This is a genomic window from Acaryochloris marina MBIC11017 (assembly GCF_000018105.1).
In the GTDB taxonomy this organism is placed as follows: domain Bacteria; phylum Cyanobacteriota; class Cyanobacteriia; order Thermosynechococcales; family Thermosynechococcaceae; genus Acaryochloris; species Acaryochloris marina.
Window position 1 is genome coordinate 135,995 of record NC_009927.1, and the last position, 24,685, is coordinate 160,679.

29 protein-coding genes are annotated in these 24,685 nt (G+C 47.8%); 9 read left to right on the forward strand and 20 right to left on the reverse strand.

Annotation, left to right across the window (positions count from 1 at the left end; genetic code table 11):
• The first annotated feature begins 430 nt into the window (after positions 1–430).
• The 5 genes from AM1_RS31125 (at position 431) to AM1_RS31145 (ending at position 9,243) form a co-directional block, all read left to right on the forward strand.
• Entirely contained in the window at positions 431–1,741 is a 1,311-nt protein-coding gene (locus tag AM1_RS31125) for a P-loop NTPase fold protein (RefSeq protein WP_012167061.1), read from the forward strand.
• The gene (locus tag AM1_RS31130) at positions 1,738–7,230 is read left to right on the forward strand and encodes a WD40 domain-containing protein (RefSeq protein WP_012167062.1); all 5,493 of its coding nucleotides are present in this window, start codon (positions 1,738–1,740) and stop codon (positions 7,228–7,230) included. Before AM1_RS31125 ends, AM1_RS31130 begins: the two co-directional genes overlap by 4 nt.
• A 199-nt stretch (positions 7,231–7,429) precedes the next feature.
• Positions 7,430–7,798, forward strand: a complete 369-nt coding sequence (locus AM1_RS31135) for a type II toxin-antitoxin system RelE/ParE family toxin (RefSeq protein ID WP_012167063.1) — start codon at positions 7,430–7,432, stop codon at positions 7,796–7,798.
• Between the two features lie 5 nt (positions 7,799–7,803).
• Positions 7,804–8,127 carry a helix-turn-helix domain-containing transcriptional regulator gene (locus AM1_RS31140; RefSeq protein WP_012167064.1) on the forward strand — a complete coding sequence of 108 codons (324 nt, stop codon included), beginning with the start codon at positions 7,804–7,806 and terminating at the stop codon, positions 8,125–8,127.
• Between the two features lie 141 nt (positions 8,128–8,268).
• The gene (locus AM1_RS31145) at positions 8,269–9,243 is read left to right on the forward strand and encodes a tyrosine-type recombinase/integrase (protein WP_012167065.1); all 975 of its coding nucleotides are present in this window, start codon (positions 8,269–8,271) and stop codon (positions 9,241–9,243) included.
• A 15-nt stretch (positions 9,244–9,258) separates the two neighbouring features.
• Here AM1_RS31145 and AM1_RS31150 read toward each other — a convergent pair whose 3' ends face one another.
• The 4 genes from AM1_RS31150 to AM1_RS41560 form a co-directional block, all read right to left on the reverse strand.
• Positions 9,259–10,710 (reverse strand): pentapeptide repeat-containing protein, encoded by a 1,452-nt coding sequence (locus tag AM1_RS31150; protein WP_012167066.1) that lies wholly within the window; start codon positions 10,708–10,710, stop codon positions 9,259–9,261.
• A gap of 114 nt (positions 10,711–10,824) precedes the next feature.
• Positions 10,825–11,259, reverse strand: a complete 435-nt coding sequence (locus tag AM1_RS31155; protein ID WP_012167067.1) for a LexA family protein — start codon at positions 11,257–11,259, stop codon at positions 10,825–10,827.
• 81 nt (positions 11,260–11,340) lie between these two features.
• Entirely contained in the window at positions 11,341–11,943 is a 603-nt protein-coding gene (locus tag AM1_RS31160) for a uridine kinase family protein (protein WP_012167068.1), read from the reverse strand.
• A 5-nt stretch (positions 11,944–11,948) separates the two neighbouring features.
• Entirely contained in the window at positions 11,949–12,386 is a 438-nt protein-coding gene (locus AM1_RS41560; RefSeq protein ID WP_041661228.1) for a hypothetical protein, read from the reverse strand.
• 159 nt (positions 12,387–12,545) lie between these two features.
• Here AM1_RS41560 and AM1_RS31170 point away from each other — a divergent pair, with 159 nt between their 5' ends.
• The 4 genes from AM1_RS31170 (at position 12,546) to AM1_RS31185 (ending at position 14,899) form a co-directional block, all read left to right on the forward strand.
• Entirely contained in the window at positions 12,546–12,743 is a 198-nt protein-coding gene (locus AM1_RS31170; protein WP_012167071.1) for a hypothetical protein, read from the forward strand.
• Positions 12,744–12,757: 14 nt separating this feature from the next.
• Positions 12,758–13,393 carry a hypothetical protein gene (locus AM1_RS31175; RefSeq protein ID WP_012167072.1) on the forward strand — a complete coding sequence of 212 codons (636 nt, stop codon included), beginning with the start codon at positions 12,758–12,760 and terminating at the stop codon, positions 13,391–13,393.
• Positions 13,394–13,535: 142 nt separating this feature from the next.
• Positions 13,536–14,069, forward strand: a complete 534-nt coding sequence (locus tag AM1_RS44685; protein WP_012167073.1) for a thermonuclease family protein — start codon at positions 13,536–13,538, stop codon at positions 14,067–14,069.
• Between the two features lie 41 nt (positions 14,070–14,110).
• The gene (locus AM1_RS31185; RefSeq protein ID WP_012167074.1) at positions 14,111–14,899 is read left to right on the forward strand and encodes a RecB family exonuclease; all 789 of its coding nucleotides are present in this window, start codon (positions 14,111–14,113) and stop codon (positions 14,897–14,899) included.
• Between the two features lie 10 nt (positions 14,900–14,909).
• Here the strand turns inward: AM1_RS31185 and AM1_RS31190 are convergent, their stop codons facing one another.
• From AM1_RS31190 to AM1_RS31265, 16 genes are all read right to left on the reverse strand, one after another.
• Positions 14,910–15,284 (reverse strand): hypothetical protein, encoded by a 375-nt coding sequence (locus tag AM1_RS31190; RefSeq protein ID WP_012167075.1) that lies wholly within the window; start codon positions 15,282–15,284, stop codon positions 14,910–14,912.
• Between the two features lie 31 nt (positions 15,285–15,315).
• Positions 15,316–15,591, reverse strand: coding sequence for a hypothetical protein (locus AM1_RS31195; RefSeq protein ID WP_012167076.1), 276 nt, complete (start codon positions 15,589–15,591; stop codon positions 15,316–15,318).
• A gap of 62 nt (positions 15,592–15,653) precedes the next feature.
• Entirely contained in the window at positions 15,654–15,944 is a 291-nt protein-coding gene (locus AM1_RS31200; RefSeq protein ID WP_041661229.1) for a hypothetical protein, read from the reverse strand.
• 136 nt (positions 15,945–16,080) lie between these two features.
• Positions 16,081–17,331: an IS256-like element ISAcma7 family transposase gene (locus AM1_RS31205; RefSeq protein ID WP_012160773.1), complete on the reverse strand. Its 1,251-nt coding sequence runs from the start codon at positions 17,329–17,331 to the stop codon at positions 16,081–16,083.
• Positions 17,332–17,583: 252 nt separating this feature from the next.
• On the reverse strand, positions 17,584–18,372 hold the full coding sequence (istB, locus tag AM1_RS31210; RefSeq protein WP_012167077.1) for an IS21-like element helper ATPase IstB: 789 nt from the start codon (positions 18,370–18,372) through the stop codon (positions 17,584–17,586).
• Positions 18,369–19,886, reverse strand: coding sequence for an IS21 family transposase (gene istA / locus AM1_RS31215; RefSeq protein ID WP_238549353.1), 1,518 nt, complete (start codon positions 19,884–19,886; stop codon positions 18,369–18,371). Before istA ends, istB begins: the two co-directional genes overlap by 4 nt.
• 167 nt (positions 19,887–20,053) lie before the next feature.
• Positions 20,054–20,629 (reverse strand): hypothetical protein, encoded by a 576-nt coding sequence (locus AM1_RS31220; protein ID WP_012167079.1) that lies wholly within the window; start codon positions 20,627–20,629, stop codon positions 20,054–20,056.
• Positions 20,626–20,886: a hypothetical protein gene (locus AM1_RS31225; RefSeq protein WP_012167080.1), complete on the reverse strand. Its 261-nt coding sequence runs from the start codon at positions 20,884–20,886 to the stop codon at positions 20,626–20,628. The genes AM1_RS31220 and AM1_RS31225 overlap by 4 nt, the downstream gene beginning before the upstream one ends.
• Positions 20,883–21,260: a hypothetical protein gene (locus AM1_RS31230; RefSeq protein WP_012167081.1), complete on the reverse strand. Its 378-nt coding sequence runs from the start codon at positions 21,258–21,260 to the stop codon at positions 20,883–20,885. Before AM1_RS31230 ends, AM1_RS31225 begins: the two co-directional genes overlap by 4 nt.
• The gene (locus AM1_RS31235; protein WP_012167082.1) at positions 21,260–21,670 is read right to left on the reverse strand and encodes a DUF4326 domain-containing protein; all 411 of its coding nucleotides are present in this window, start codon (positions 21,668–21,670) and stop codon (positions 21,260–21,262) included. Before AM1_RS31235 ends, AM1_RS31230 begins: the two co-directional genes overlap by 1 nt.
• 32 nt (positions 21,671–21,702) lie before the next feature.
• Positions 21,703–22,035 (reverse strand): hypothetical protein, encoded by a 333-nt coding sequence (locus tag AM1_RS31240; protein ID WP_012167083.1) that lies wholly within the window; start codon positions 22,033–22,035, stop codon positions 21,703–21,705.
• Positions 22,036–22,108: 73 nt separating this feature from the next.
• A complete protein-coding gene (locus AM1_RS31245; protein WP_012166305.1) occupies positions 22,109–22,489 on the reverse strand; it encodes a hypothetical protein in 381 nt (126 codons plus the stop codon).
• Positions 22,490–22,580: 91 nt separating this feature from the next.
• Positions 22,581–23,237 (reverse strand): hypothetical protein, encoded by a 657-nt coding sequence (locus AM1_RS43555; RefSeq protein WP_012167084.1) that lies wholly within the window; start codon positions 23,235–23,237, stop codon positions 22,581–22,583.
• 63 nt (positions 23,238–23,300) lie between these two features.
• Positions 23,301–23,627 (reverse strand): hypothetical protein, encoded by a 327-nt coding sequence (locus AM1_RS31255; RefSeq protein ID WP_012167085.1) that lies wholly within the window; start codon positions 23,625–23,627, stop codon positions 23,301–23,303.
• A gap of 176 nt (positions 23,628–23,803) precedes the next feature.
• Positions 23,804–24,181: a DUF6876 family protein gene (locus tag AM1_RS31260; protein ID WP_012167086.1), complete on the reverse strand. Its 378-nt coding sequence runs from the start codon at positions 24,179–24,181 to the stop codon at positions 23,804–23,806.
• Between the two features lie 70 nt (positions 24,182–24,251).
• Positions 24,252–24,554, reverse strand: coding sequence for a hypothetical protein (locus AM1_RS31265; protein WP_012167087.1), 303 nt, complete (start codon positions 24,552–24,554; stop codon positions 24,252–24,254).
• Positions 24,555–24,685: the final 131 nt, after the last annotated feature.

Here is a 24,685-nt window from a genome sequence, read left to right on the forward strand (position 1 = left end):
AATACTCTTCGATATAAGACCAAACTGTTCGTTAGAGTTTCACTAGAGTCATAATGACTTGCTAAAATCCACGAATTTGCGTATATGGATACGGAAATTGCCATTATCGCAACCAAATCGAGAAATGAAGAATGAACGAAATACCTTTGGTTTGAATTTGGCCTGAAATCTTTGTGGGATTGTTCTTGAAATCGTTCATCTAAAAACATAAAAACAGATGAAGGGTAGGGCAACAGTCTTTGGTCAACCCAAATGAATGATTAAGTACCCAGCAGTTATACAACAGCCTAAAAATATTGCGGAATAAGTAGAAATACTACTTTCCAAGGTTATCCATGCCATTATTTTATGCAAGGTGATTTTGGATTTAGCTTCAGCGCATTTAGAGGATTGGGGACTGTGATAAAAACTGTTGGAATGGATAGGTTTTATGGCACCAGATTTACGCCAATTCTTTCGCGCTTGCAATCCGGGTAAAACAATTCGCTTTGAAGACCCTGAAGAACGAAACTATTACATCGACTTTTCATCGGTCCGAGGGGGAGAAGTCATTGAAGAACTGGGCCAAACCATTGCACTCATGGATCCAGATCCGACCTGCCAGCTTTTCTCGGGGCATATTGGCTGTGGTAAGTCCACTGAACTTCTGCGACTAAAAAAAGAGCTACAAGAAAAAGGCTTCCATGTCGTCTATTTCGAGTCCAGTGCAGATCTGGATATGGGTGATGTGGATGTGAGTGATATCTTGCTAGCCATTGCCCATCAAGTCAGTGAAAGCCTAGAAGCTGCCAAAATTTCCACTCAATCGAGTTACTTTAATCGGCTGCTCAAGGAATGTGTGGATTTTTTAAATACCCCTGTGGAGTTGGGGATTGAAGCAGAACTGTCCTTGGGGATTGGCAAATTAACCGCAAAAACCAAAGAAAGCCCACAATTACGGAGCCAACTGCGCCAATATCTAGAACCTCGGACAGAAAGTTTGCTGAATGCTATTAACCGAGAACTGCTGCAACCTGCCCAGGAGGAGCTGAATAAGCAGGGGAAGCAGGGCTTAGTGGTGATTATCGACAATCTGGATCGGGTGGATAATCGACCGATAGCTTCGGGGCAAACCCAGGCGGAGTACTTATTTATCACTCGGGGAGAGCAGTTAGGGGGGTTACGATGCCATGTCGTCTATACCATTCCTCTGGTATTGATGTTCTCCAATGAGTTGCAAGCTCTGAAAAATCGGCTAGGCGGTGGGGCTAATCCGATGGTGTTGCCGATGGTTCCCATTCGATTGCGGGAGGGGAATGATTGTGAGGCGGGAATGGCTCTGTTGCGTCAAATGGTTTTAGCTCGGGCTTTTCCCCAGGCCACACCAGATGAACGTTTAGCTTCGGTGACAGAGGTGTTTGACTCACCGGAGACATTAAATCAACTCTGTGTGGCGAGTGGTGGACATGTTCGTAATTTGCTGAGTCTGCTATTTACCTGTTTAAGAAAACGCAAGAGCTTGCCCATTACCCAAGACAGTTTGCAGTTAGCGATTCAAGAAGCTAAGGATGATTTGACCGCTACTATCGATGCTGAAGAGTGGGAACTGCTCAAACAGGTCCATTCCTCGAAGAAAGTCACGGGAGAAGAGGAATGTCAGGCATTATTGCGGAGTCTATTTGTATTTGAATATCGCAACCATGCCGATGGTCGATGGTTTGATATTAATCCAGTATTGGCAGGTGCTCGTGAATTGTCATGACGGAGACTTCATTTACCGTAGGGACTGAGCATCTGGCTCAATTGGAAGAATTGGCCTGGACCATTGAGATGTCTGAGGGGCAGTTTACGCTGATTTTAGCGAACTGCAATTATGCTCAACTGCGAACGGCTTTAATCCAACGCTTGGCTGAGCTATGTTCTGTAGCGATCAAGCCTGTGCATTTGAATCCAGATGCAGTGACCTTGTACTCAGCTATCCAGCAGCAGCTTGGACAACAGGTTCCCCCGGCTTTGATGGTGACGGGGTTAGAATCGCTAGAAGCCTTAGAACAAGTTTTGACATCTGCGAATCAAGCCCGAGAGGAATTTCGCAAACGCCTACCCGTCCCGATGGTGCTGTGGCTGGATGATGATTTGCTGAAGCAGATGGTGCGTTTAGTTCCTGATCTAAAAAGTTGGGGGACTTCCTTTCGGTTTCAAGCTGAGCCTGTGGAATTGGTGCAGTTTCTACAAGACTGTAGCCAGCGCTTGTTTACAAAAATTCTCGATGTAGGGCAGTTTGTACCTAATTCTGAGGTATTGGGTAAACGGAATCGGCAAGAAATTAGCTATGCAATACAAGCCTTAGAAACACCCGGGACCACTCTTAACCCAAAATTGCAAGCTACTGTGATCTTTGCTCAGGGCCGGAATGCCTATGCCAAGGGTGATTTGAAAAAGGCGCTTGATTTCTATCAGCATAGTTTGCAGGAGTGGCCGGATTCAGAACAACCCTCTGGAGGAATGCCTGCTAGGACAAACGATGAGTCTGGAAGTACCTCTGAAATAGAAAACTCACGACATAAGGGAATTGTACTGATTCATCAGGGCTGGTGTTATCAGGCAATGGCTCAACAGGATTCATCCCAAACAGCAGCATTTCTGGAACAAGCTAAGCAGTCCTTTGAGCAAGGATTGGATTGTTTAGGGGCATCGTCGGAGCTGGGGATTCTGTATCTGGGGCAACTAGGAGAGGTTCTGCATCAGTTAGAGAATTGGGATGCGTTAGATCAACTGGCCTTAAACCTATATCAGAACACCACACCTGAAAAGCACCCTCTGCAATATATGGAAGCGTTGGTGTTGCGGGCACAGGTTTGCAACCATCGTCAAACCTGGGAGCCAGCTCTTGATTTGACCGAAGAAGCACTACAGATTTGGGAGGTGGGAAGTACTGAGATACAGGTGCTGGCCCAGCAGCAAATCTTGCGAATGCGTATGGGCCTACTCAGTGCCCAAGCTCAGCAAGCTCTGGGAAAGTCTCAAGCAGCTATTGACGATTTAGAGCAGACTATAGCTGCCACTGATGCAAGTGCAGATCCACATTTGTTTGTGGAGATTTTGGAGCAGCTAAGGCAGCTTTATTTTGATCAGAAAGACTATCAGAAAGCTTTTGAGACTAAGCAACTGAAAACGACGGTCAAACTCAAATTTCGATTACAGGCGTTTATTGGGGCGGGACAGTTGCAACCCCAGCTTGGGGACGAGGAAGGGATTGATGAATCCTTGGTGTTGTCGGGACGACAGCAAGATATTGAAGTGATTGTGAATGAACGGCTGAGCCAGGATCAATACAAGCTGGTGATATTGTATGGTCCTTCTGGCGTGGGCAAGAGTTCATTAGTCAAAGCAGGGCTGGTTCCAGTTTTGCAGCAGCGCGTGATTAGAGATCGGAAAACTTTGCCTGTGGTGGTGAATGTTTATAGCAATTGGGTTGCGGAGCTACAAGCAAAGCTAGAACAGGCTGCTTCTGTGCCACACACTATGAAAACTGAGATTTCAGGTGTGGAGACCTCTGAAGATGTGAGCCAAGCATCCGATGTTGTCAAAGGTGAAACGGGCACTAGTGACAGCTTAGAGCAGATTAAGCAGCAACTTAAACACAATGTAGAGGCTCAACGATTAACTGTACTTGTTTTTGACCAGTTTGAGGAGTTCTTTTTTAACTGCCAAGAGCCTGGTTTAAGACGCCGATTCTATGAGTTTTTACAGGCTTGTTTGGACGGCAGAGCCATTCCCTTTGTGAAAGTGGTTTTATCGTTGCGGGAAGATTACTTTCACTATTTACTTGAGTTTGGGCGGTTCACGACTAGACATGGGCTAGAGCAGGATGTACTCCGGCAAGATAATCGCTATTATTTGGGGAATTTTGATTTAGATTCAGCGCGGTTGGTCACAGAACGGCTGGCGAAACGAGCGCAATTTCATGTGCAATCGCAGGTGATTGAGCGGCTGATTGGTGATTTAGCGACGGAATTGGATCAGGTGCGTCCGATTGAATTGCAGGTGTCCGGCGCGCAACTTCAGACAGAAAATATTACAACCTTGCAGCAGTATGAACATCTTGGTGAGCAGCCCAAAAAGGTATTAGCTAGTCGCTGGCTGGAACAGGTAGTAGAAGACTGTGGACCAGAGAACAACGAGACTGCTTGGAAGATGTTGGTTTCTTTGACTGATAGCAAGGGAACACGACCGCTTCGAACTGAGCAAGAACTGTGGAATGCTGTCAGTACTTTTGCCTTGTTGGATACTGAAGATTCTAATCTTCAAGATTTACCTCAATCTAACCCTGAAGATCTGACGCATTTTTCCTTGATTTTGAGAATATTGCAGGGATCTGGGTTAATTGTTCATTGGCCCCAAGAGCAAGATGATCGCTTTCAACTGGTTCATGATTATTTGGTTGAACCGATTCGACAACACTTTGACACTGACTTAGAGCAAAAACTTCGTAGTGAACGACAAGCTCGACAAAAAGCAGAAGCAGGGCGTGCAAAGCTCTTGAAGATCTCATTAGGCGGAGCTTTTATTGCCATTGCGGGTTTAATCGGTCTTTTATGGAGAGCAGAAAATTTGCGGTATAGAGCTGAGCGTCGAGAAGCTAACGCTGAAGTTTTAGCTCTAAGTCTTTCAAGTAAAAATTTGTTCGACTCCAACTATCAACTGAAATCCCTAACAAAAGCATTAATGGCTGGTCAAAATTTACGTGACTATGAAGAAAAACAAGAGAATCGACTAGAGAATCATATGTATGGTGTCGCAACACTTCGTGATTCCGTCTATAACATTCGACAGCAAAATAACCTCGAAGGCCATACCGATGCGGTCCTAGCCTTGGCCTATAGCCCGGATGGGAGCACCCTGGCCACGGCGAGTTCTGACAAGACAGTGAAATTGTGGTCGAAGGAGGGGAGCCTGATCACTACCCTCGAAGGCCATACCGATTTGGTCCTAGCCTTGGCCTATAGCCCGGATGGGAGCACCCTGGCCACGGCGAGTTATGACAAGACAGTGAAATTGTGGTCGAAGGAGGGGAGCCTGATCACTACCCTCGAAGGCCATACCGATGCGGTCCTAGCCTTGGCCTATAGCCCGGATGGGAGCACCCTGGCCACGGCGAGTTCTGACAATACGGTGAAATTGTGGTCGAAGGAGGGGAGCCTGATCACTACCCTCGAAGGCCATACCGATGCGGTCCTAGCCTTGGCCTATAGCCCGGATGGGAGCACCCTGGCCACGGCGAGTTCTGACAATACGGTGAAATTGTGGTCGAAGGAGGGGAGCCTGATCACTACCCTCGAAGGCCATACCGATTTGGTCCTAGCCTTGGCCTATAGCCCGGATGGGAGCACCCTGGCCACGGCGAGTTCTGACAATACGGTGAAATTGTGGTCGAAGGAGGGGAGCCTGATCACCACCCTCGAAGGCCATACCGCTGCGGTCGGGGACTTGGCCTATAGCCCGGATGGGAGCACCCTGGCCACGGCGAGTGATGACAAGACAGTGAAATTGTGGTCGAAGGAGGGGAGCCTGATCACCACCCTCGAAGGCCATACCGCTGCGGTCGGGGACTTGGCCTATAGCCCGGATGGGAGCACCCTGGCCACGGCGAGTAGGGACAATACGGTGAAATTGTGGTCGAAGGAGGGGAGCCTGATCACCACCCTCGAAGGCCATACCGATTTGGTCCTAGCCTTGGCCTATAGCCCGGATGGGAGCACCCTGGCCACGGCGAGTTATGACAAGACGGTGAAATTGCGGTCGAAGGAGGGGAGCCTGATCACCACCCTCGAAGGCCATACCGCTGCGGTCCTAGCCTTGGCCTATAGCCCGGATGGGAGCACCCTGGCCACGGCGAGTTCTGACAATACGGTGAAATTGTGGTCGAAGGAGGGGAGCCTGATCACCACCCTCGAAGGCCATACCGATTTGGTCAACACCTTGGCCTATAGCCCGGATGGGAGCACCCTGGCCACGGCGAGTAGGGACAATACGGTGAAATTGTGGTCGAAGGAGGGGAGCCTGATCACCACCCTCGAAGGCCATACCGATGCGATCTGGGCCTTGGCCTATAGCCCGGATGGGAGCACCCTGGCCACGGCGAGTGATGACAATACGGTGAAATTGTGGTCGAAGGAGGGGAGCCTGATCACCACCCTCGAAGGCCATACCGATGCGGTCGGGGACTTGGCCTATAGCCCGGATGGGAGCACCCTGGCCACGGCGAGTTCTGACAATACGGTGAAATTGTGGTCGAAGGAGGGGAGCCTGATCACCACCCTCGAAGGCCATACCTATGCGATCTGGGACTTGGCCTATAGCCCGGATGGGAGCACCCTGGCCACGGCGAGTAGGGACAATACGGTGAAATTGTGGTCGAAGGAGGGGAGCCTAATCACCACCCTCGAAGGCCATACCGATGTGATCTGGGCCTTGGCCTATAGCCTGGATGGGAGCACCCTGGCCACGGCGAGTAGGGACAAGACGGTGAAATTGTGGAACTTTGAGCTTGAAGATCTACTAAAGCGAGGCTGTCAATGGTTATCCGGCTATTTTATTCGACACCCACAGGAATTAGAATTACTAACGGTTTGTCACAGTCCTGCGATTCTGAGTTTGGCTGCACTAGGCTTGGTCAGGCAAGGTCAAGTTCTTGCAGAAGCTGGAAATATGGAAAAAGCTCGACAGAAGCTCCAAACTGCACTTAAATGGAGTCCCAAATTGGATCTTGATCCAGAAACTGAAATGAAAGATCGGGATGCTAAAAAGTTAGTGATTAAATGGGCTGCCCCTGCCAAAGCTGAAAAGGCTAAACAATTAGCTAGGCAAGGAAAAGTGAGTGACTCCATCCTCATTTTTCGAGAATTGCAGAGTTGGCAAGATACTGATAAGGCAGTAGAAATCTCAGCATCGTCTTGGAATTCACTTTGTTGGTTTGGGAGTTTGCATAGAAAAGCAAAATCGGTAATGTTTGCTTGTGAGAAAGCTGTCGCTTTTGACCCCAGTCATGGGGGGAGGCGCGATAGTAGAGGTTTAGCTAGAGCCTTAACCAATAACCCAAAAGGGGCAATAGAAGATTTTGAAGCGTATATCAAATTGTCTAATAGAGCTAGCGATCGTAAAAAGCAAAGGCAAAGTTGGATCGATGCCTTGAAAGCAGGGAAAGATCCTTTTACTGATGAAGTGCTGGATAGTCTCTTTGATGAATAATACCCTCACCACCCTTAGCAGACAAGAATCTATAGAACTAGTCTGACTGCTTTGTCTGAAAGGAATTCAGGGTGTGTATGATTGGTTCAGGAAACCGCCATTATCGTAACCAGTCGAAAGTAGGAGACAGTTCCCCCACTCTATTTCAACCTCAATATCAGTAGGACTATAGTAACCTTTATGTTACTATAGTCCTACTATGAAACTGCAAGAGTACATCAAAGAGGATGGCTCCAGTCCTTACCAAAAGTGGTTTAACCGATTAGATGCTATAGCAGCAGCAAAGGTTACGGTTGCCGTTTCTCGTCTGGAATTAGGCAACACCTCAAATGTGAAGTGGTTCGATGGAATTGGTGAATACCGGATCAATTGGGGGCCAGGATACCGTATCTATCTGATCCAAGATGGCAAGGAGTTGATTGTTTTATTGGGAGGAGGAACGAAAAAGGATCAACAGTCGGATATCACCAAGGCTAAGGAGCTTTCTCAAGAATATAAAAATCGGAAGAAGCAAGCGAATATAGATCCTCAAAAGAAGAAACAACGGCGAAAGAGAAAAAAGAAGTAAATATCATGGCATTGACGAGAGATTTCAAAGAGACTATCCACTCCCGAGTGCAGTCGGACCCTGAGTTTGCAACTGCCTTATTGGATGAAGCTGCATACCTCATGCTTAATGGAGAGCCAGAAACAGCTCGATTAATATTGCGGGATTTAGTCAATGCGACGGTTGGCTTTGAACAACTTGCTGTCGAAGCGAATAAGCCCAGTAAGAGTCTTCATCGGATGCTATCTGCTAAAGGAAACCCAACGATGGATAGTTTGAACGCAATCTTTACTGCACTGCGTAAGAGGCTGAATGTGGATATTCAAGTTCATGCAGTTTCTTCTTCTTGATGGATTCAGAACTGGAACTGAAGTGAGGGTTTCAGAAGACTGAAAATACAATATTAATTGGCTAAATCGCTTTACCTGAAAGGGCTTCAAGACTTGTAAGCTTAGGGAAGGAAACAGCCATTATCGTAACCAGAAACCGATATGGAACTCGACGCAATACCCACCCCTCCAGCTTCGGCCCTAAAAATTCTTGAAAACGATGTTCTGAGTGATTTGCTCAGGGATAAACGATCTCCCAGCACCCGACGAGCCTACCGCAAAGACCTGACTGATTTTTTCCGCAAGATGTTTGCTGAAGATCCCACCCCTGAAATGGTGGGTCTATTCCTGGGGATGGATCGGCATGAGGCGCTGCAGCTAGTCGCCAGGTACAAGGGCATTTTAATTGAGCTGGAGTTGGCCGAGGCCACGGTAAATCGGAGACTATCGGCCCTGAGAAGCTTGGTATCCTATGCCCGTCGAGCGGGTCAGTGCACCTGGGGCCTGGAGGATATTAAAGGTGAAAAAGTGATTGCCTATCGGGATACTTCAGGGGTGGATCTGGAGGATTTTCAGAAGATGTTGGCGATTCCAGATCGAGAAACGCAGCTAGGGAAGCGGGATTATGCGATTCTGGCCTTGCTCTGGGAAACAGCCTTGCGGCGAGGGGAGCTGAATCGTTGTAATGTCGGGGACTGGGAACCCGAGGAAAAAGCGCTGTGGATTCAGGGGAAGGGTCGAGGCACACAGAAAGAACGGGTGACGGTTGGTAACGTGAGTGCGATCGCACTGGAGGATTGGCTATCAACTCGGAAGCACTTGGAGGATGATGACCCGCTGATTGTGGCCCTGGATATCGTGCATTGGGGGCAGCGATTATCCACGACATCTATTTATAAGGTGGTCAGGAACATAGCCACGAAAGCGGGTATCAGCAAGGTGATGTCCCCACACCGGGTTAGGCATTCCTCGATCACTGCGGCACTAGATGCCACGGGTGGAAATGTCCGGGCCGTGCAGCAGCTCTCTCGCCATGCCAAGCCAGAAACAGTGATGCGCTATGACGATAATCGGAAGGATCTTCAGGGAGAGGTGACGGGGGTTTTATCTCGGTTATTGGGAGAGGCAGAGGATTGAGGTGAAGAGTAGTGATTAATTCCAGATCTTTAGTTGTTCTTCTTTAACGAATATTTCTGCATCATCGAGACTTGGGAAAATTTTTGGAAGGCGTTTGTGTAAGGCGGCAGCTACCTTGTCACAGTCCCTGTTGCGCTCAATCTTGATTTTATTGTGGAGTGGAGAGTTGCAAATCAATGGTGGTTCCTTGCTCTCTAGTTGAGATTGGATGAGATGAGTCTCCCGTAAGTCAGTATTCAATAGAATGGCGTTGTTGAGGTCGGCGCTGCTGAGGCTTGCATCGCTGAGGTTGGCACTGAGGAGGTTGGCACCCCTGAGGATAACATCGCTGAGGTTAGCTCTGCTGAGGTCGGCACCGATGAGGAAGGCACTGCTGAGGTTGGCTTTGTAGAGGTAGGCACCGCTGAAGTAGGCACCGCTGAGGTCGGCATCGTTGAGGTGGGCATGGCCGAGGTGGGCTTTGCTGATGTCGGCGAGGCTGAGGTTGGCTTTGCGGAAGTTGGCCCCGCTGAGGTGGGCATGGCGGAGGTTGGCTTTGCGGAGGTTGGAATAGCTGAGGTTGGCACCACCGAGATTGGCACCGATGAAGTTGGCGATGCTGAGGTAGGCATCGCTGAGGTTGGCATCGATGAGGTTGGCACCCCTGAGGTTGGCATCGATGAGGTTGGCACCCCTGAGGTTGGCACCGCTGAGGTTGGCATCGATGAGGTTGGCACCCCTGAGGATAGCAACGCTGAGGTCGGCATAGCTGAGGTCGGCACCGCTGAGGTCGTGACTTCTCAAGTCAAGCTGTTTACCTTGATCCTGCCCTGATTCGCGTCTACCAATAACTGTTAATGCAGCTTGAACATCGTTAGCAATTGGCTTTGGTGATTTTGATGATTTCTTCGTTACTTCAGTTGAAGGTGATTGTTTTGATATTGGATTTTGCTTTGATGCCTTATCCTTCTCATTCTTGGATACTTTATCCTCCTCATCCAATGGCGATCTTTCAAGAACATAAGCCGATAGTAATTCCATGATTGTCCAATGGTCTCTCGGAGAATCCTTAGCTATTCTTTCTAATGAATAAATAGCTGCAATACGGACAGCATTATCTTCATTTGATAGAAGAGTCGCAGCCTTTGAAAATCGATCAGTAATCAGCCTCTCTTGTGTTAATTTCCGATCCTCCGTTGCATCCCAGACAGTCCAAATCAAGCCAACAGCAGCAGATGCAGTTGCCAGAATACCGAACATGGAAATGATGACCTTGATCGCTTCGCGCCGATTATCATCAAGGAGAGATGACCAAAATCCACCGACATAAGTCATAGGATTAATCCACCGGAGATATCCTTTGCTACTTGTTTTCTGCTCAATTTTCTCAATCTCAGCAGTCTCAATCGCCACCTGTTTTTCTTGCCAAATCTCATAGGAATTAGGCCCTAAAGCATCCTCAGAGGGCTTTTCTCGACGAAAAAGCATAGGCAAAACAGCTTGAAACCTCGCAAAAAGTATAGGTTATCAAGTGACAGTTTGAATCGATCACCGGTTATTCGTGAAGCTTTTGCTAATTGGGGTTATCGCAGTAATTTGGACTTATCCGACCTCCAACCCATGCACAACGTAGGTGACAACTCCCCAAACATGGAAATCAGATCCATCCTGAATAACAATCGGTGGATAATCAGGGTTCTCTGCAGCCAGTAAAATCCGACCATTGGATTGTCGAAATCGCTTCACCGTAAACTCACCGTCGAGAACTGCGATTATTACCGATCCATCCACAGGATTCAGTGAGCGGTCCACAATAACCAAGTCTTCAGAGAAAATTCCACACCCCTTCATTGAATCACCATCAACCCGCATCAAAAACGTGGCCCCTGGATGAGGTATAAGAGCCTCATCCAGGTTAAGAGGATTCTGCAGATGGTCATCGGCTGGGGATGGGAACCCCGCTGATATGGCTTCCACTAATAGAGGCAGACACAGAGAATCTGCCCACTCGACAGGGTGAACTGATCGGACAAGCATTGTAGTGATATATATGTACTATTCATATTTATCACAGTTATCAAATTTTCTCTAGGATATTGGTTATTCCTTGATTGAGGCTTAAAGATGGTCTGGCAGGGACATTGGTTTGACTTCACCCAAAATCTTCTGCACAATCTCACCTACAGCCGTCTCACCCGATACCACCAGATCGGCCACCGAAGCACCAGGCATGACCAGCTCCTTATGAGTGGGCATGACATTGGATTGCCATTCTTGAATCACACTAGTCTTCGTTCTCAACTTCTCCTTGGAATCTCTGGCAATCCTGCGTTTCATCCTTAGATCATCTGGTGTCTCAACGTAAATCTTGAAATCCAAACACTCCAGAATTTCAGGTAGAGTCAAAACGAAAATTCCCTCTACGATGATGAATGGATGGGGATGCACCTGGATAGTCTCTGCTTTCCGGGAATTGGCGATCATATCGTAGATAGGCAAGTCAACCGAATAACCAGACCTCAGCCGTTCTAGATGAGCGATCATCATGTCCGTATCCAGTGATTCTGGGAGGTCATAGTTGCCACAGGGCATATAGCGGTAGTAGCTATCATGGCTAATCAGCAAGGCTTGACCAGACAGGCGATCCACTAAAGCTTGGGCCAAGGTGGTTTTGCCTGCGCCACTACCGCCAGCGATGCCAATGATTTTAGGGGTGGTCATTCGATTCAGATTCTCTCGGGATTATGAAGCAATCTTTTCCGTACAGCCTGAGCCGATGCACCGTATTGCTCTGCGATCGCTTTGTAGGTCATTCCACTCTCTCTTAGCTCACGCAGTTTCTCTGTACTGGGTAGCTTGGGGGCATATTTCGATGGCGGGCGATTTTTCTTCACTTTCTGCAAGTATTCCTTGTACCCTACCCGCAAAGGCTCGATGTTTTCTCGCCCCAACTCTGCGGCTCGTTCGCGGCGAAGACAGCCACAGCTTAAGGACTCACCTTTAACGTACCGCCACGCTAAAACCCTTTCAACGCCACTTCCACAAGTACAACGAACGCGAAATTTTCGCTCAGATTTGCGTTTTTGGGGTTCTGGCTCGATCTCTTCGAGGATTTCCCATCGGCTGTGACTGGGAATGATATTAGATATTTTAACGGCATCCAAGGGGTTGATTTTTTAAGTGGGTACGAGTACTATTATAGATGAACCTCTTAGATACCGTTAAACTTTGAAGCGGATTACTGTACGGAGGATTAAGAATCAAAAGGGGCTGGATCGATGTCAGTTATTCCCAAAATTTAAACATCCACAAAGGAGCTAAAAATGTCAGGCAGCATGGGTTACGTACAGCTTGAGCATACAGCTCAAGAATTGGAAGATATCGTTTTCGGTTTAAACGAAGCTGAAAACCTTGATAAATACTGGAAAAATCTGTCTCCTGATCAACAGGAAAACTTCAGAAGATTAACCGAATTCGCCAGTGAGTTTCTTGACCTAGCCGATCAAATTGACACGGATTGATAAGTTGGAGTTCCATGAACGAGCAGCCTATCCACAACAACCCACAAATCCTCGATAAACTGTGCCGTCGTATTGATTACCTAAATGATTTTCCCGCGTCAATAGAAGGCGATGATCTCGATAATGCCCAACTCTTAGGAACCTTGGAAACTGATGATTTCCTGGGGTTTGTGCTGGGTTATTCCACGGAAGAGGGCACTTTTTCAGCGGATCATTTCCAGATGCTATCTAGAGAAGAGAATATGAAGATCAAGCACTATCGCTTGCTGAAACCTGTTCTGCCCTGGCCTCAGCCAATTCTTGGTATTTCTGTACCTGGTGGTGAACCAGGAAAAGTGACAGGCATCCATCGCGTTCCCGTAGTGCTAAAGCCTTGTGGTGTTGCCCAAGTCTGGTGGGGTGGAGATGTGGCGGTTCTTTGGGAAGGACTATTAGATGGCGATGTCAAGGGACGCCAGGATTACGAGGCCCTGATGAATCAACTTTGGGGATGCTGTGAAGCGTTTCTGAAAGGCCAGGGAGTTCGCCAGGTTTTTACCTACAATCGAGATGATGAATATCCGTTGGAATGGTATCAGGGGTTCTTAAAGCGTCGGAGGTATGTTCCTGTTGAGGATCGGAAAATAACGGTGAAGAAGATGCTCGGATAGGCTTTTGCTGTTTCCAATGAAGATCAGTATGAGTTTGTATTTTCTGATCAATCAATATTAAAAATCAACAGACATTATTGATTTACCCTAGCCTTCGTCTTTTACTTGTTAGCTAAGTGCGGAAGCCCACAAATTTTGCCCCATGATAAACCGCAGAGCAATCCTCTCTATCCTCCTTCCCCCTCTGCTTTTAGGATGCAGCCCACCTCCCCAAGCCACTAACACCAACATCACTTCAGCAAAGACCACCCCCGCAAAAATTCTTAGCACGGGTGATGGGGATAGCCTTAAGGTGCGATCCCCAAATGGAGCCTCAACCACCACAAGAATTGGCTGCATCGATGCACCAGAGTACAACCAAGAATATGGTCCTGAAGCTGGTCAACGACTAAAGGCATTGCTACCCAGAGGAGCAGATATCGCGCTTCGGAAAATCACCACTGACCAGAGATTTACTCGGAGGGGAAATCAGTGGGTTTACAGCTGGTTAGGGAAGGATATGCGGTCGTGTATCACCGCTACCTTGATGGTTGTTCCGATACAGCAAATCAGTATGTTGACGCAGAGAATGATGCGAGATCACGAAAGCTCAATTTTTGGAGTCAGCCAAACCCAGTTATGCCGTGGGATTATCGCAGGAATCGGCGGTAATATTGGACCGAGGGTTAAGGTTTAATACATCTGATCTACCATGGACTTATGCGTTAACACACGCCCATGTCCTATTCCCTGTCAGCCACCAAGCTCAAAACCTACGGACAGTGCCCAAAATCCTATCAATTTAGGTATGAGCATAAATTACCTTCACCAACCATATTCGGCTCCACCAAGCTTGGCAATGCTCTCCATGCAGCGTTAGCCAATGTCTACAAGGATTGGAACTACGCTTACCCTCTTCCTTCCCTCGATTGGTTTGCCGTTTGTTGGCAGCAGCATACGAGTGAATTGACCCCAACTCAGGTCCATGAGGGGTGGGTAGCACTACAGCTTTATTATGAGCGGTATATTTCCTCACTCCCCCAAATCCGCAAACCGCTGGGGATTGAGACAAAGGTCAGGGCAAATCTCCAAGTCCGTAATATCGAATTTACCCTGTCTGGTCGGTATGATCGCTTGGATTATATCGATGATGGTCTGGAACTGATTGATTACAAGACAAGCAAATCCGTTAATCCTCCTCCATCAGTGGATATCCAATTGGGTTTTTACTATCTGATTCTGGAACAGATCTACAAGAAAGCGCTCAAACGCCTGAGTCTCATCTACTTGCGTTCTAACGAGAAACTGACCTATGAGGTCACACCTGACCATCACCAGCAAGCCCAATCTCTGATTGAAGATATGGCGATGAAGCTCAGATGCGATCAGGAATGGAAACCTGTGACGGGACAGCATTGCGATCGCTGCGGGTATCAGAAATATTGCCCCGCGATAACCACTAGGCCAGAACCCCTACCGCAAGATGCTAGAGAGGTTACGCAAGTGCAGTTGGCTTTGGGGTTTTGATTGAAACTATTCAAGGAGAATTAGGAGCCAGCATCAGAACCTGAAAAAGCGATTCAGGCAAGGGTGGCATCTCTATCGCCTTTCCTTGATAGTGGATCTGAGAGAACGCGGCGAGATTGAATACACCATGAGGAACATCCAGTTTCTTGTCTCTAATCCACATTCCTAGCCGATAATCTACGCACCATCCCTCCAGACCTTCCATTAAGTCGATCCAAAAGTGCAAGGGAATCAACTGAGTATCCACCCGGCAAGACCCTCGATAAACTTGGTGGGGAATGTTGTGCCGAAAGAGTTGAGTATGACATAGACGGGTCATACCATCACACTCAGTAGGAGAGGCATCTAATGGGTTTAATAGTTGGCGTAGTTCGTCAATTGTCATATCAAGAAAGCTAAGGTTAGTCAGTTGGAGCTTACGATCTCAGAAATTCCTGATTCGCTAACCACAAAGCTTCATCTGTCGGCTGATCGATCATCCCTAGTGCCGCAAAGACGCGCAGTTGGATATCCCGTCCGCCTCGACAAGCTAGTTCCGGGTTGGTGTGGCAGATATGCTGTTTTCCGCTACACAGATACTCAGTGATTTCTGTCGTTCGATCATCGCCAAGGACTAAGCCTCCATCCTCTGGAGATCGGAAGATGCAGCTTTTGCACTGAGCGGGGTTGGGTTCAAGGAAATGGCTTCTCATGATTTTTCGGATAGTTCATTTAATGCTTTTATAAAATCATCAAGATTGTATTTATTCTGCTGTTAGAAAAAGAAAATATTGCTGATAGGGAAAAATGCTCTATCTTCATTGTTACAGCACAACATAAACCCATAATTAAGTTCATCAATTCCATAAGATAGAGTAAAGCTATTCCCATTATCCTTAAAAGATACACTGGCAAAATCAAAGGGATTAAACCTTAAACTAAAGAATGTTGCGTCGATAATCTCGAAAAGGCTTACACCGAAAGTATCAATAAATCTTATGCATAGTCTTTCTTGAGATGGTGTCAGCGGTTTATGACTAACTTTAATCTTTCCAGGTTTATTCATTTACATAATGGTGATAGTGGGCCAAACCAATATTCAGGTGTCCCTGGCTGCATAGACCTTGGGCTAGTAAACAGTAATGGGCAGTTACTATCATCGGCTTGAGAGTGTTTAGATTTTTGTGTAAGCAGCAGTGTATTCAATAGTTGAATCGTGTTGGGAACAGAATAGCAAAATGGGACAGCGCCGCCTTCCAATTCAGAATTGGTCTGGTCCATCGCTTCGAAATATTCCTCATCGCTAGAAACATCAATTTGTAGACAGACTCTTCATTAGGGAAAACCGCTTTGGTCTTAATCACCTTTCTCAGTGAGCGGTTGAGCGACTCAATGGCATTGGTGGTGTAGATAACCTTACGGATGGCCATTGGGTATTGAAACAACGGGGCAACATTATCCCAATGTCGTATCCAGATTTGGCTAATGCCAGGATACGTCTCGTCCCATTTATGGGCAAATGCATCCAACGCAGCCTCAGACTCTTCCAAAGTGGCCGCTTGGTAAATGGGCTTGAGGTCTGCAGCTACGGCTCGACTTTCCTTCCACGGCACATGGCGAAGGCTATTACGAATAAGATGGACAATACAAACCTGCACCTGGGTCTGAGGGTAGACCGACTCAATCGCTTGAGGAAAACCTTTGAGTCCATCACAGCAAGCAATCAAGATATCCTGAGTTCCTCGATTTTTAAGGTCTGTGAGCACCGAAAGCCAGAATTTTGCTCCCTCTCGTTCAGCGGCTCCTATCCATAATCCCAACAGTTCCTTGTTGCCCTCCACAGTCACTGCCAAAGCGACATAGACAGCTCGCTTGCTGACTTGACCATTGACTTTGATGTTCACATACAGCGCATCAAGATAGACAATCGGATACACCTCATCCAGCGGCCTTGAACGCCAGTCTTTGACCTCTTCCATGACGCTATTGGTGACGTCACTAATCAGAGCTTCAGAGATATTGGCCCCATACAGCTCCACCAATTGGGCTCGAATATCACGGGTGGTCATGCCCCGAGCATATAAGGCGATGATTTTCTCATCGAGCCCTGCGATGCGTCGCTGGCCTTTAGGCACCAGGACAGGCTCAAACTCGCCGCAACGGTCACGAGGAATCGATAGGTCCATCTCTCCTTGTTCAGACTGGACGGTCTTTTTCGAGTAACCATTGCGACTATTTCTGGGGCCATTAGAATTCTCATCACCTGACTGATCGTTGGAGGATTGCTGCAGGTGATGAGTCAATTCACCTGCAAGGGCTCGTTCCACTAGGCGTTTGCTGAGTCGTTTAAGCAGTCCTGATTCGCCCAGAATATCTTCCGGTTGAGGGTTCTCTCCGATGAGTTCATCTAACAGTTCATCGACTCGATTGGGAGCTTTTTTCTTTCTAGACATCGTACGGTCTCCTGATGTGTTTGGATCCTAGACCGCTTACACAAAACTCTGAACAGTCCCTCGGCTTTTGAACTACTTGAACTTGATAGGACCAAAGCAGTTCCTCCAAAGGTAATTAGACCCACGAAAATCATACAAATATTGCCAAATATATTCCTTATGTGGATTCCGTTTACTCTGACTAACTGCTCTAAAGTCATTCCGGAAAGTCTGACCCCTAAATTTATTGATCGCTTAACCTGCCATCAGCTGTCAATTTTCTGATTTGTCATCACCTCCTTTAGGGACCGTAGCCCGTTCAGAAATGGCCGGCAGATCCAAATCAATTTTTCGACCTTTCAATCGATAGGAAGCGCCAGTTAGCTTCATGTACTCACCATGGTGAAGCGTCCGGTCAATAATGGCCCGAGCCAACTCTTCATCATGCAAAACTCTTCCCCAATGCTTGAGGGGTTTATTGGTGGTAAACAAAATGGGCTTACCTTTGAGATAGCGCTGGTCCACCACTTGAAACAGAACATCCGCTGCGCCCGGTCCATAGCCGAGATAGCCCATCTCATCAATCACCAGTACATTCGGTTGAAGATAAGGTTTGAGGGCAAGGTTGAGATCATGAGCAACTCTCAAGTCATTAATCAGGGCAGTCGCCGTTGTAAAACGGGCTGTAAAGCCGTTCTGGATTGCCTTATAAGCAATTGAAACACATAGGTGTGTCTTCCCCGTCCCGGGTGGACCTTCGAGGATCAATGAGCGGTGCTCACTGACTAATTCAGGGCCCAGAAATCGCCCAAGCATTTGTCGTTTGAGATCACTCTTGAAGGTGAAATCAAAGGTTTCAATCGTGGCCTGAAACGGAAACTTGGCTTTGGCCACCTGATTGGCAATTCTATTTTCTGCTCGTTGGGCAATCTCCTCAGAGACCAGGCGTTCGAGGAACTGAGTATAAGACCAAGCCTCTTTCTCAGCGATAGGCGTCAGTTCCGGTAATACTCGTTGGACTGTACTCAACCCCAATCGCTTCAGCATGATGTCTAACGTCATGGAGCAGTACCTCCTTCGGAGGTGTTCTGGAGAAGATGAGAGTCGGCACAAGCGTGGGGATGTTCAACAAACTCCAAGAGATATTCACTGCCAATACAACGGGCTTCTACTGCCAGTTCAATGGCTGCCAACAACTCTGTGCGCCCCACTTTCTCATACAGCTGATAAGTCAGATCTACATCCTCTGCCCAAGCTTGGGGACGGCGATGCACCAACTCCGTCAGATAAGGCTCCACTGACGGATCTAAATCCAACAAGATCTGACGCTGGGCATAGGGCTTTTTGTGGGGAGAGGCAAAAAACTCTTGAGCATGTTCACTCAGGACACTGGACTTGCCGTTTTCCGGAAATCTCGGATGGACGCCCAAACAGCGTTTCCCTTGATAGATGCTCACTTGCTCTTGCTGCAAATGTAGAGTCACGGTTTGACCCACTGTATGGCCAGGGACGGAGTATTCTATCCCTCGATAGTGAACCCGCGCCGTGAGCCGGACGACGACACTCACTTTAAAGGCATAGGTTTGAGCATTGTGATTCAACGGTTGTAGAGGTTCACGCTTGAGTCGCACAGCAGGAATCTCACCAGTGGCATCACAAGGTCGCTGCTCATTAACGTGATTCATCCATGCTTGCAGCTGTTGATGAACATCCTCCATGTCCTGAAAGGTCCGACCACAAAAGAAGTTACCTTTGACGAACCCCACCAGATTCTCAACAGACCCTTTCTCTTGTGGACGATAGGGCCAGCAAGCGAGGGGAATCAAGCCGCAATCAACTACGAACTGGCCGAAGCGTTCTGTCCAATGGACTTTGACGCTGCCATCTTCTTGAATCTCTCTTGATTTGACTGCACTACTCATATTGTCAAACACCCCCATCATCGGCACTCCACCAAAATGCTCAAAGGCTTTGAGGAGGCTACGAACGACCGTCTCTTGTTGTTCGTTATCGACGATCTGGATATCGACAAATCGAGAGTATTTCAGTCGGGACGCAAAGAAGCGAACCAGTTTACGAGTGCCATCTGCAAAGGTAACCCAACGCTGGCCAAAGTCATGCTGGGAAAACTCTCCAGGTAATCCCTCAAAACGAAGGATAGGCTTTGGGGGGGCCTTGGGTCTGAGGCGTCTAACTAATTCATAGACAGCTGTTTTGCCACCGGTGTAACCCGCTTGTCTGAGTCGAGCCAGAATCTCTTGGCCTTTGATGAGGCCATCTTCAGGGGCACGAGGCTCTTGAAACCATTCCAAGATCTGCTCTTCATATTGGCTAACTGAACTGGGTCTGCCCATGTTTCTAGATTTCCGGAAACCCTCTTCATCAATTTCGGTGATCTCGGGTTCTTTCTCAATCCGTTGAATACTTTTTTCACTAATGCCCGTGAGGTCTCGAACTTCTTTTTGGGAGACCGTCTTCTTTCTAAGTTTTTGCACCACGTAACGCTCCAATTGCTTGTACATCTGCACTTGCCACTGATTGAGATGACTATTTTCATCCTGCTCAGAGAGTGGCAATTTTGGAGACAGACTTAACGGAATGAGTGCAGTCGGAGTTTCAGGAATTCACACCTTACCCTATGATTCGTTTGAGCCTCTTTGACTGCTAGGTTTAATTCTCGGATTTTCTTAGTCATGATTAGTCATTTTTAAGATGATTAACAGATTCCTGGTAGAAACTGAAGTTAGTTTTCCTGTCGCTGAAGCTCTGCCACATTATCCATGGCCTTTCGTGCGATCAGCCTCCAATCCGTCCGCTCATCCCACCGCTGAAAAATTCTCTGATTCCCCAACCAGACCGCACAAAAAAGAACTTTATCATCATCGGCAGGAATGGCCTCAATGGTGATCCGCTGTTTGAGTTGTTCGGGTGTCAGATTTGAGATCGCAATCAAAAAACCCTTCGCAAAAGTCGAGTCATAGCCCGCCTCCAAAGTACAGGGACGATGAGCGTTCATCTTGAACCGTAGTTTGTGAGAAGGTTTACCTTTATACTTCGTGGGAACGAATTCGATACTGATCAGGTAACCTGTCAACGCAGGTTTCAGTAGCTCAACAGGTTCAGAGTCTTTATCAAGGGTGTACCAAGTATTCGTATTGGCACGATTACAGAATATAGCCAAAGCAGATGGACTATCGCCAAATCCCAGTGCCCTTTCGTGGCTAAAATCTTGGGGTTGGAATTGATGGGCCTGTGATACGGTTTGTAATTCAGCTTTGGGCTGCGTTGCGGGGGTTACTGTGTTTGTGGTTGAGTTCATTTTTCGGTTTCCATCGAGATTTTAATAGTTTTGTGCATTTGTTCAACGAGACCCCAGCAGTGATCGCAAATTTCAGGGTAGTCATCGGCAGCTCCTTTACACCAAGGCTGAAGATAGCCACAGGCTTGGCACTCGTAGTACTGTCCAGGTTCACAGCCAGAGCAAAAGGACGGGCTGTGATTACTCAGACACCCCAATGGCTTTAGTTGCAAGACACCTCGGCCTCTTTGCATGAAGTTCCACATTTGTTTATTCATGACAAATCCTCCAACTTCACCTGTCCAAACCATTCCTGCTTTGTGTACGCATTGGCTTTTCGGAATGGCGCATCAAATCTCAAGTGGCACGGGGCACAGAGGGCCTTGAGATTGTCTGGATGATTATTCTGAGGATCTTGGTCAAGGTGAGCCACCGTGAGGGTAAATCGCTGGGGCTTTTCTTCCTCGCCCTCTGAAGTCATTGGGAACCATTCAGGGTGCGTAATCATCAACCAGAAAGCAAAGTGCAACCACTCGACGCCTGGCTTGCGACAGGGTTTGCCACACTGGGTACAACGCCAGTTGGCCGCATCCTTGACCCGTGTTGCAATCTCATCCCAGTTATCGGGGTAACGTGCCCGGATCATCGGCATCACAGAACCTCCAATGTTTGCTGCTGGGGGGCTGGGCACTTCCAATCAAGGAAAGCCTTGATCACATCACAGTGACAGGGTTTGGGATGACACCAGCCCAGCAACGTTACTTCAGACTTCTGGCCCAGCGCCTCCAGCGCTGCCATCATTGCACCTCGACCGAATGGTTTATAACTACCGCTGGGCATAATCTTGTGCTGCTCAGCAATCCTGCGAATCAAGTCTTGGCTAGGTTCATTTCCCAGAATGGCAACCTCATACAAGAAGACTCGGAAAGCCGCAATGCAGCGATCTCGCTCTGATTCAGCGAACATATGGAAAGGATTGCCTAAAGGAGTCCCCCGATCACATCGAACACCGGGTTGAAGCTGCCGGGACTTTCTCAGATTGGCAATGTGGATAGTGGGCATGATGAATACTCCAAATCTCTAGCTGTTGGGGATTAGCAAGCAATGACGGTCATGTTCTCGGCCATCTCATGAGCAAGAGCGACCCTCAGCCGTTGCTCATCCGTGAGTCCTGCATTGAACGCTTCTAAGACAGCCTCAGCGGCTTCCATCCTGCGAGAATAAGGGCCGAAGGACTGATGTCTGAGCGTGGTGCCGACGTAATTGGATTGACCCTGGATAAAGTTGATGTAGACATACCCGATCAACCGACTGCCGAAAAAGACATTGAGCTTGCGGTCGTTCTCACCAGTCGGTCTGGCATGGAGTTCGTAGGAAGGCAGAGCAATGCTGTCGATAACTAGTCGGGGAAGAGTTGTATGATTCATTTTGAATAACCTCGTTGAATGGTTCGTTCAATAAAAGGCATCGTTTGACTTGTCCTGAGCTTGGCGATGCCTTTTACTGTTCTGAAATGGATGGCACATCGACATAGCCGCCATGGATCAGTGCCTCTAGCATCAGTGCCGTCTCCATATGTTTGAGGGCATCGACATGCCGCCGTTCCGATCTCAGCGTCGTCGCCTCGGCCATCAGATAGGCGACACAATCACGGAAGCACTGGGCTTTTTGTCGGTCAAAGGGAATGCGCTCAATCTCTGGTTCTAGCTGGGGCCAGACCGCTGGATTAAACAGTTTCTGGGCACCACTGAGCAATAACTCCTGGGATTGCATCAGGTTTTTTGCCGTTGCTACCGTCATGACTGCCACCGGAGAATAGGCGAGGTTAACCGTAGGCGGGTTGAGTAGAAATTCTGGCAAATTAAGGTGATGGGCTTGCATGGTTTTCTCCAAAAGTGATGAGGAAAGGCCAGCCCCGATTGCTGGGGGGGATCGCCACAGGGCTGACCCAGGTACAGACAGGGGGAGAGGGTTAAGCTGCTTTGCTAACCTGCTCAAGCAAATGGTTGTGTGCCCAGTCCCACCAAGAGCGACGTTCCCAGTTAATCGCTTTGATGTCTTGGCCTTTTGCTTCGTTGTAGAGGGGCACAATCACAGCGTCGAGGTCTTCAACCGCCCCAGGAGAAACCCCCGAGAGTTCATACACGGTATCGGCCAGAGATTCCAGTTCAGTTCGCTTAATGGCAAGTTGCTTAAAGAAGGTCTCCCAGCTATTGATGCGAGTGACCGTGAGTTGATCCATCAGTTCGTTTAGGGCAACGATCATCAAAATGTCTTGGCCTGCTACCTGCTTAAGCACTTTGAATACAGCCTCTTTTAGGGGAGAGCATTTGGCCTTATTAGTTTTTCGCTGTTCTAGACCCGTCGCTTCCAGGGTTAGCAATCCGAAGAGTTCAAGGACATGATCACGGTTTCGCAGATTGCGATTACCGTGATGCAGCTCCCAGGCAAACTTGGCGAGTTTGTCTTGTCCTGTGGGGTCATCAGGTTTGTACTGTTTAACGATGTATTTTTTGATGTTGACCTTCTGAGACTTGCTTGGATCGATGTTTTCTTTAGTGGCGATATGCTCCTTGATGGCTTTAGTTAGAGCGTTGCGAGTGGCGTTATTGTCTAGAGCGGCAGTCATGGTTTATCTCCAAAATTGAATAGATATTTGAACGGTTAAATGAAACGTAGGCAGATTGCCCTCTCAGCAGCAAATGAAGTCCTGACCATCAGCCTCAATCTCTGAACGCACGGAATTCAGTAGCTCCACTGGGTAAGAGGGCTTGGGATTATCTGGTAGAGCAGCGAGGGCTGCATATCTCAAAGAAGAAAAGATATCTCTGGGGGTGGAATGTTGGAAGGTGTGGATATAGGGGTTAAGTGACAGCCACAGATCAAGAGCTTCGTCATCGGTCAAATCTTTGCTACTCAGCACCAGGCGGTTGAGAATTGCTGTCTGCTGGTCATGGAGTTCAATCGTGGTAATGAATCGGACTCGTGGAATGAGTTTGTATCTTGTTGTGGGTTTCATGGTTTGCCCTCTGAAGCGAATGGGATGAAGAAATAGAGAAAGAGTGAAAAGTAGATGAATTGCCAAAACAAGAACCAGATGAGGGTGTAACCGTTCATCGTTGCCCCCTAAGTTTTCAAAATCTCTATGGAATCTGAACTGCTTGGATGATTAGTGGCTCACCCAGGCCAGGGAGATTAATGCTCAGACGGCAGCAGCACAACGCCGTATTCCACATACAGCTTGATTTCTGGCAGGACGAAATCAGTGAAAGGAATATCTTGGGTAATGACAGGGCTGCAAGTACTGGGGCTGTCTTCGTAGCAGGCTAAGACAGCGCTATGGTCGTCGTTTACGGTCAGCAACCAAAGCTGGAATTCTTGGAGGTTGGGATTGTACTTGATGAGTCGCACTCGTTGATAACTTGCGATCGCGTCGAGGAGCCAAAAGGATTCCCCTTTCTCTGCGAGTGTTTTGACGCCTTCTGTGTATCGGATGCCCAGCCAATGCTGATAGTGAGATTCACTGCAATGACAATGGGCAAGTTCAGCTTGCAGTTCTGAAGCGGTGATCATGATATTCAGTCCCCTATGTAGCGAGTGGGTGTAAGTGAAGCGGGAGGGGCAGAGGTGCCCCAGAATATTCCTAGAATTCTTCGTTTTCGGCTTTAATCTGGCGAGTGGTGGGGATGGTGCGCCAATCAGCTAGCCAGTGGTCATCACCATAGAAAGTTTTGACCCAACTCTCTAGGCGAGGCTGGATCAGACCTGGCTTAGATTTGACGGGTGCATAGACTTCAAATAAATCGCCACCCTCACGTACACCGGGGTATTTTTCAATCTGCATCTCGACTGCAATCACTTCAGGATGAAGGGGATCAGTGACTTGAGAGTCAACAAGCTGAAGCAGTTCAGTGACGGTGGTGGGTGCTTCGGTTAAAGTTGTCATAGTTATTGCCTTTGATTGGGTTTTAACTAGGGCATCCGAGAACTTACCAGGCGACCGGATGCCTTTGTTTGTATGTAATAACTATATCACACTGAGTGTGTAAAATTACACACTAAATAAAACTATAGACT

What these genes read in the sequence shown, in the direction of transcription:
- AM1_RS31125 (WP_012167061.1), top strand. Translation starts at nt 431, where the DNA reads ATGGCACCAGATTTACGCCAATTCTTTCGCGCTTGCAATCCGGGTAAA.
- AM1_RS31130 (WP_012167062.1), top strand. Translation starts at nt 1,738, where the DNA reads ATGACGGAGACTTCATTTACCGTAGGGACTGAGCATCTGGCTCAATTG.
- AM1_RS31135 (WP_012167063.1), top strand. Translation starts at nt 7,430, where the DNA reads ATGAAACTGCAAGAGTACATCAAAGAGGATGGCTCCAGTCCTTACCAA.
- AM1_RS31140 (WP_012167064.1), top strand. Translation starts at nt 7,804, where the DNA reads ATGGCATTGACGAGAGATTTCAAAGAGACTATCCACTCCCGAGTGCAG.
- AM1_RS31145 (WP_012167065.1), top strand. Translation starts at nt 8,269, where the DNA reads ATGGAACTCGACGCAATACCCACCCCTCCAGCTTCGGCCCTAAAAATT.
- AM1_RS31150 (WP_012167066.1), bottom strand. Translation starts at nt 10,710, where the DNA reads ATGCTTTTTCGTCGAGAAAAGCCCTCTGAGGATGCTTTAGGGCCTAAT.
- AM1_RS31155 (WP_012167067.1), bottom strand. Translation starts at nt 11,259, where the DNA reads ATGCTTGTCCGATCAGTTCACCCTGTCGAGTGGGCAGATTCTCTGTGT.
- AM1_RS31160 (WP_012167068.1), bottom strand. Translation starts at nt 11,943, where the DNA reads ATGACCACCCCTAAAATCATTGGCATCGCTGGCGGTAGTGGCGCAGGC.
- AM1_RS31170 (WP_012167071.1), top strand. Translation starts at nt 12,546, where the DNA reads ATGTCAGGCAGCATGGGTTACGTACAGCTTGAGCATACAGCTCAAGAA.
- AM1_RS31175 (WP_012167072.1), top strand. Translation starts at nt 12,758, where the DNA reads ATGAACGAGCAGCCTATCCACAACAACCCACAAATCCTCGATAAACTG.
- AM1_RS44685 (WP_012167073.1), top strand. Translation starts at nt 13,536, where the DNA reads ATGATAAACCGCAGAGCAATCCTCTCTATCCTCCTTCCCCCTCTGCTT.
- AM1_RS31185 (WP_012167074.1), top strand. Translation starts at nt 14,111, where the DNA reads ATGTCCTATTCCCTGTCAGCCACCAAGCTCAAAACCTACGGACAGTGC.
- AM1_RS31190 (WP_012167075.1), bottom strand. Translation starts at nt 15,284, where the DNA reads ATGACAATTGACGAACTACGCCAACTATTAAACCCATTAGATGCCTCT.
- AM1_RS31195 (WP_012167076.1), bottom strand. Translation starts at nt 15,591, where the DNA reads ATGAGAAGCCATTTCCTTGAACCCAACCCCGCTCAGTGCAAAAGCTGC.
- AM1_RS31200 (WP_041661229.1), bottom strand. Translation starts at nt 15,944, where the DNA reads ATGAATAAACCTGGAAAGATTAAAGTTAGTCATAAACCGCTGACACCA.
- AM1_RS31205 (WP_012160773.1), bottom strand. Translation starts at nt 17,331, where the DNA reads ATGTCTAGAAAGAAAAAAGCTCCCAATCGAGTCGATGAACTGTTAGAT.
- istB (WP_012167077.1), bottom strand. Translation starts at nt 18,372, where the DNA reads ATGACGTTAGACATCATGCTGAAGCGATTGGGGTTGAGTACAGTCCAA.
- AM1_RS31220 (WP_012167079.1), bottom strand. Translation starts at nt 20,629, where the DNA reads ATGAACTCAACCACAAACACAGTAACCCCCGCAACGCAGCCCAAAGCT.
- AM1_RS31225 (WP_012167080.1), bottom strand. Translation starts at nt 20,886, where the DNA reads ATGAATAAACAAATGTGGAACTTCATGCAAAGAGGCCGAGGTGTCTTG.
- AM1_RS31230 (WP_012167081.1), bottom strand. Translation starts at nt 21,260, where the DNA reads ATGCCGATGATCCGGGCACGTTACCCCGATAACTGGGATGAGATTGCA.
- AM1_RS31235 (WP_012167082.1), bottom strand. Translation starts at nt 21,670, where the DNA reads ATGCCCACTATCCACATTGCCAATCTGAGAAAGTCCCGGCAGCTTCAA.
- AM1_RS31240 (WP_012167083.1), bottom strand. Translation starts at nt 22,035, where the DNA reads ATGAATCATACAACTCTTCCCCGACTAGTTATCGACAGCATTGCTCTG.
- AM1_RS31245 (WP_012166305.1), bottom strand. Translation starts at nt 22,489, where the DNA reads ATGCAAGCCCATCACCTTAATTTGCCAGAATTTCTACTCAACCCGCCT.
- AM1_RS43555 (WP_012167084.1), bottom strand. Translation starts at nt 23,237, where the DNA reads ATGACTGCCGCTCTAGACAATAACGCCACTCGCAACGCTCTAACTAAA.
- AM1_RS31255 (WP_012167085.1), bottom strand. Translation starts at nt 23,627, where the DNA reads ATGAAACCCACAACAAGATACAAACTCATTCCACGAGTCCGATTCATT.
- AM1_RS31260 (WP_012167086.1), bottom strand. Translation starts at nt 24,181, where the DNA reads ATGATCACCGCTTCAGAACTGCAAGCTGAACTTGCCCATTGTCATTGC.
- AM1_RS31265 (WP_012167087.1), bottom strand. Translation starts at nt 24,554, where the DNA reads ATGACAACTTTAACCGAAGCACCCACCACCGTCACTGAACTGCTTCAG.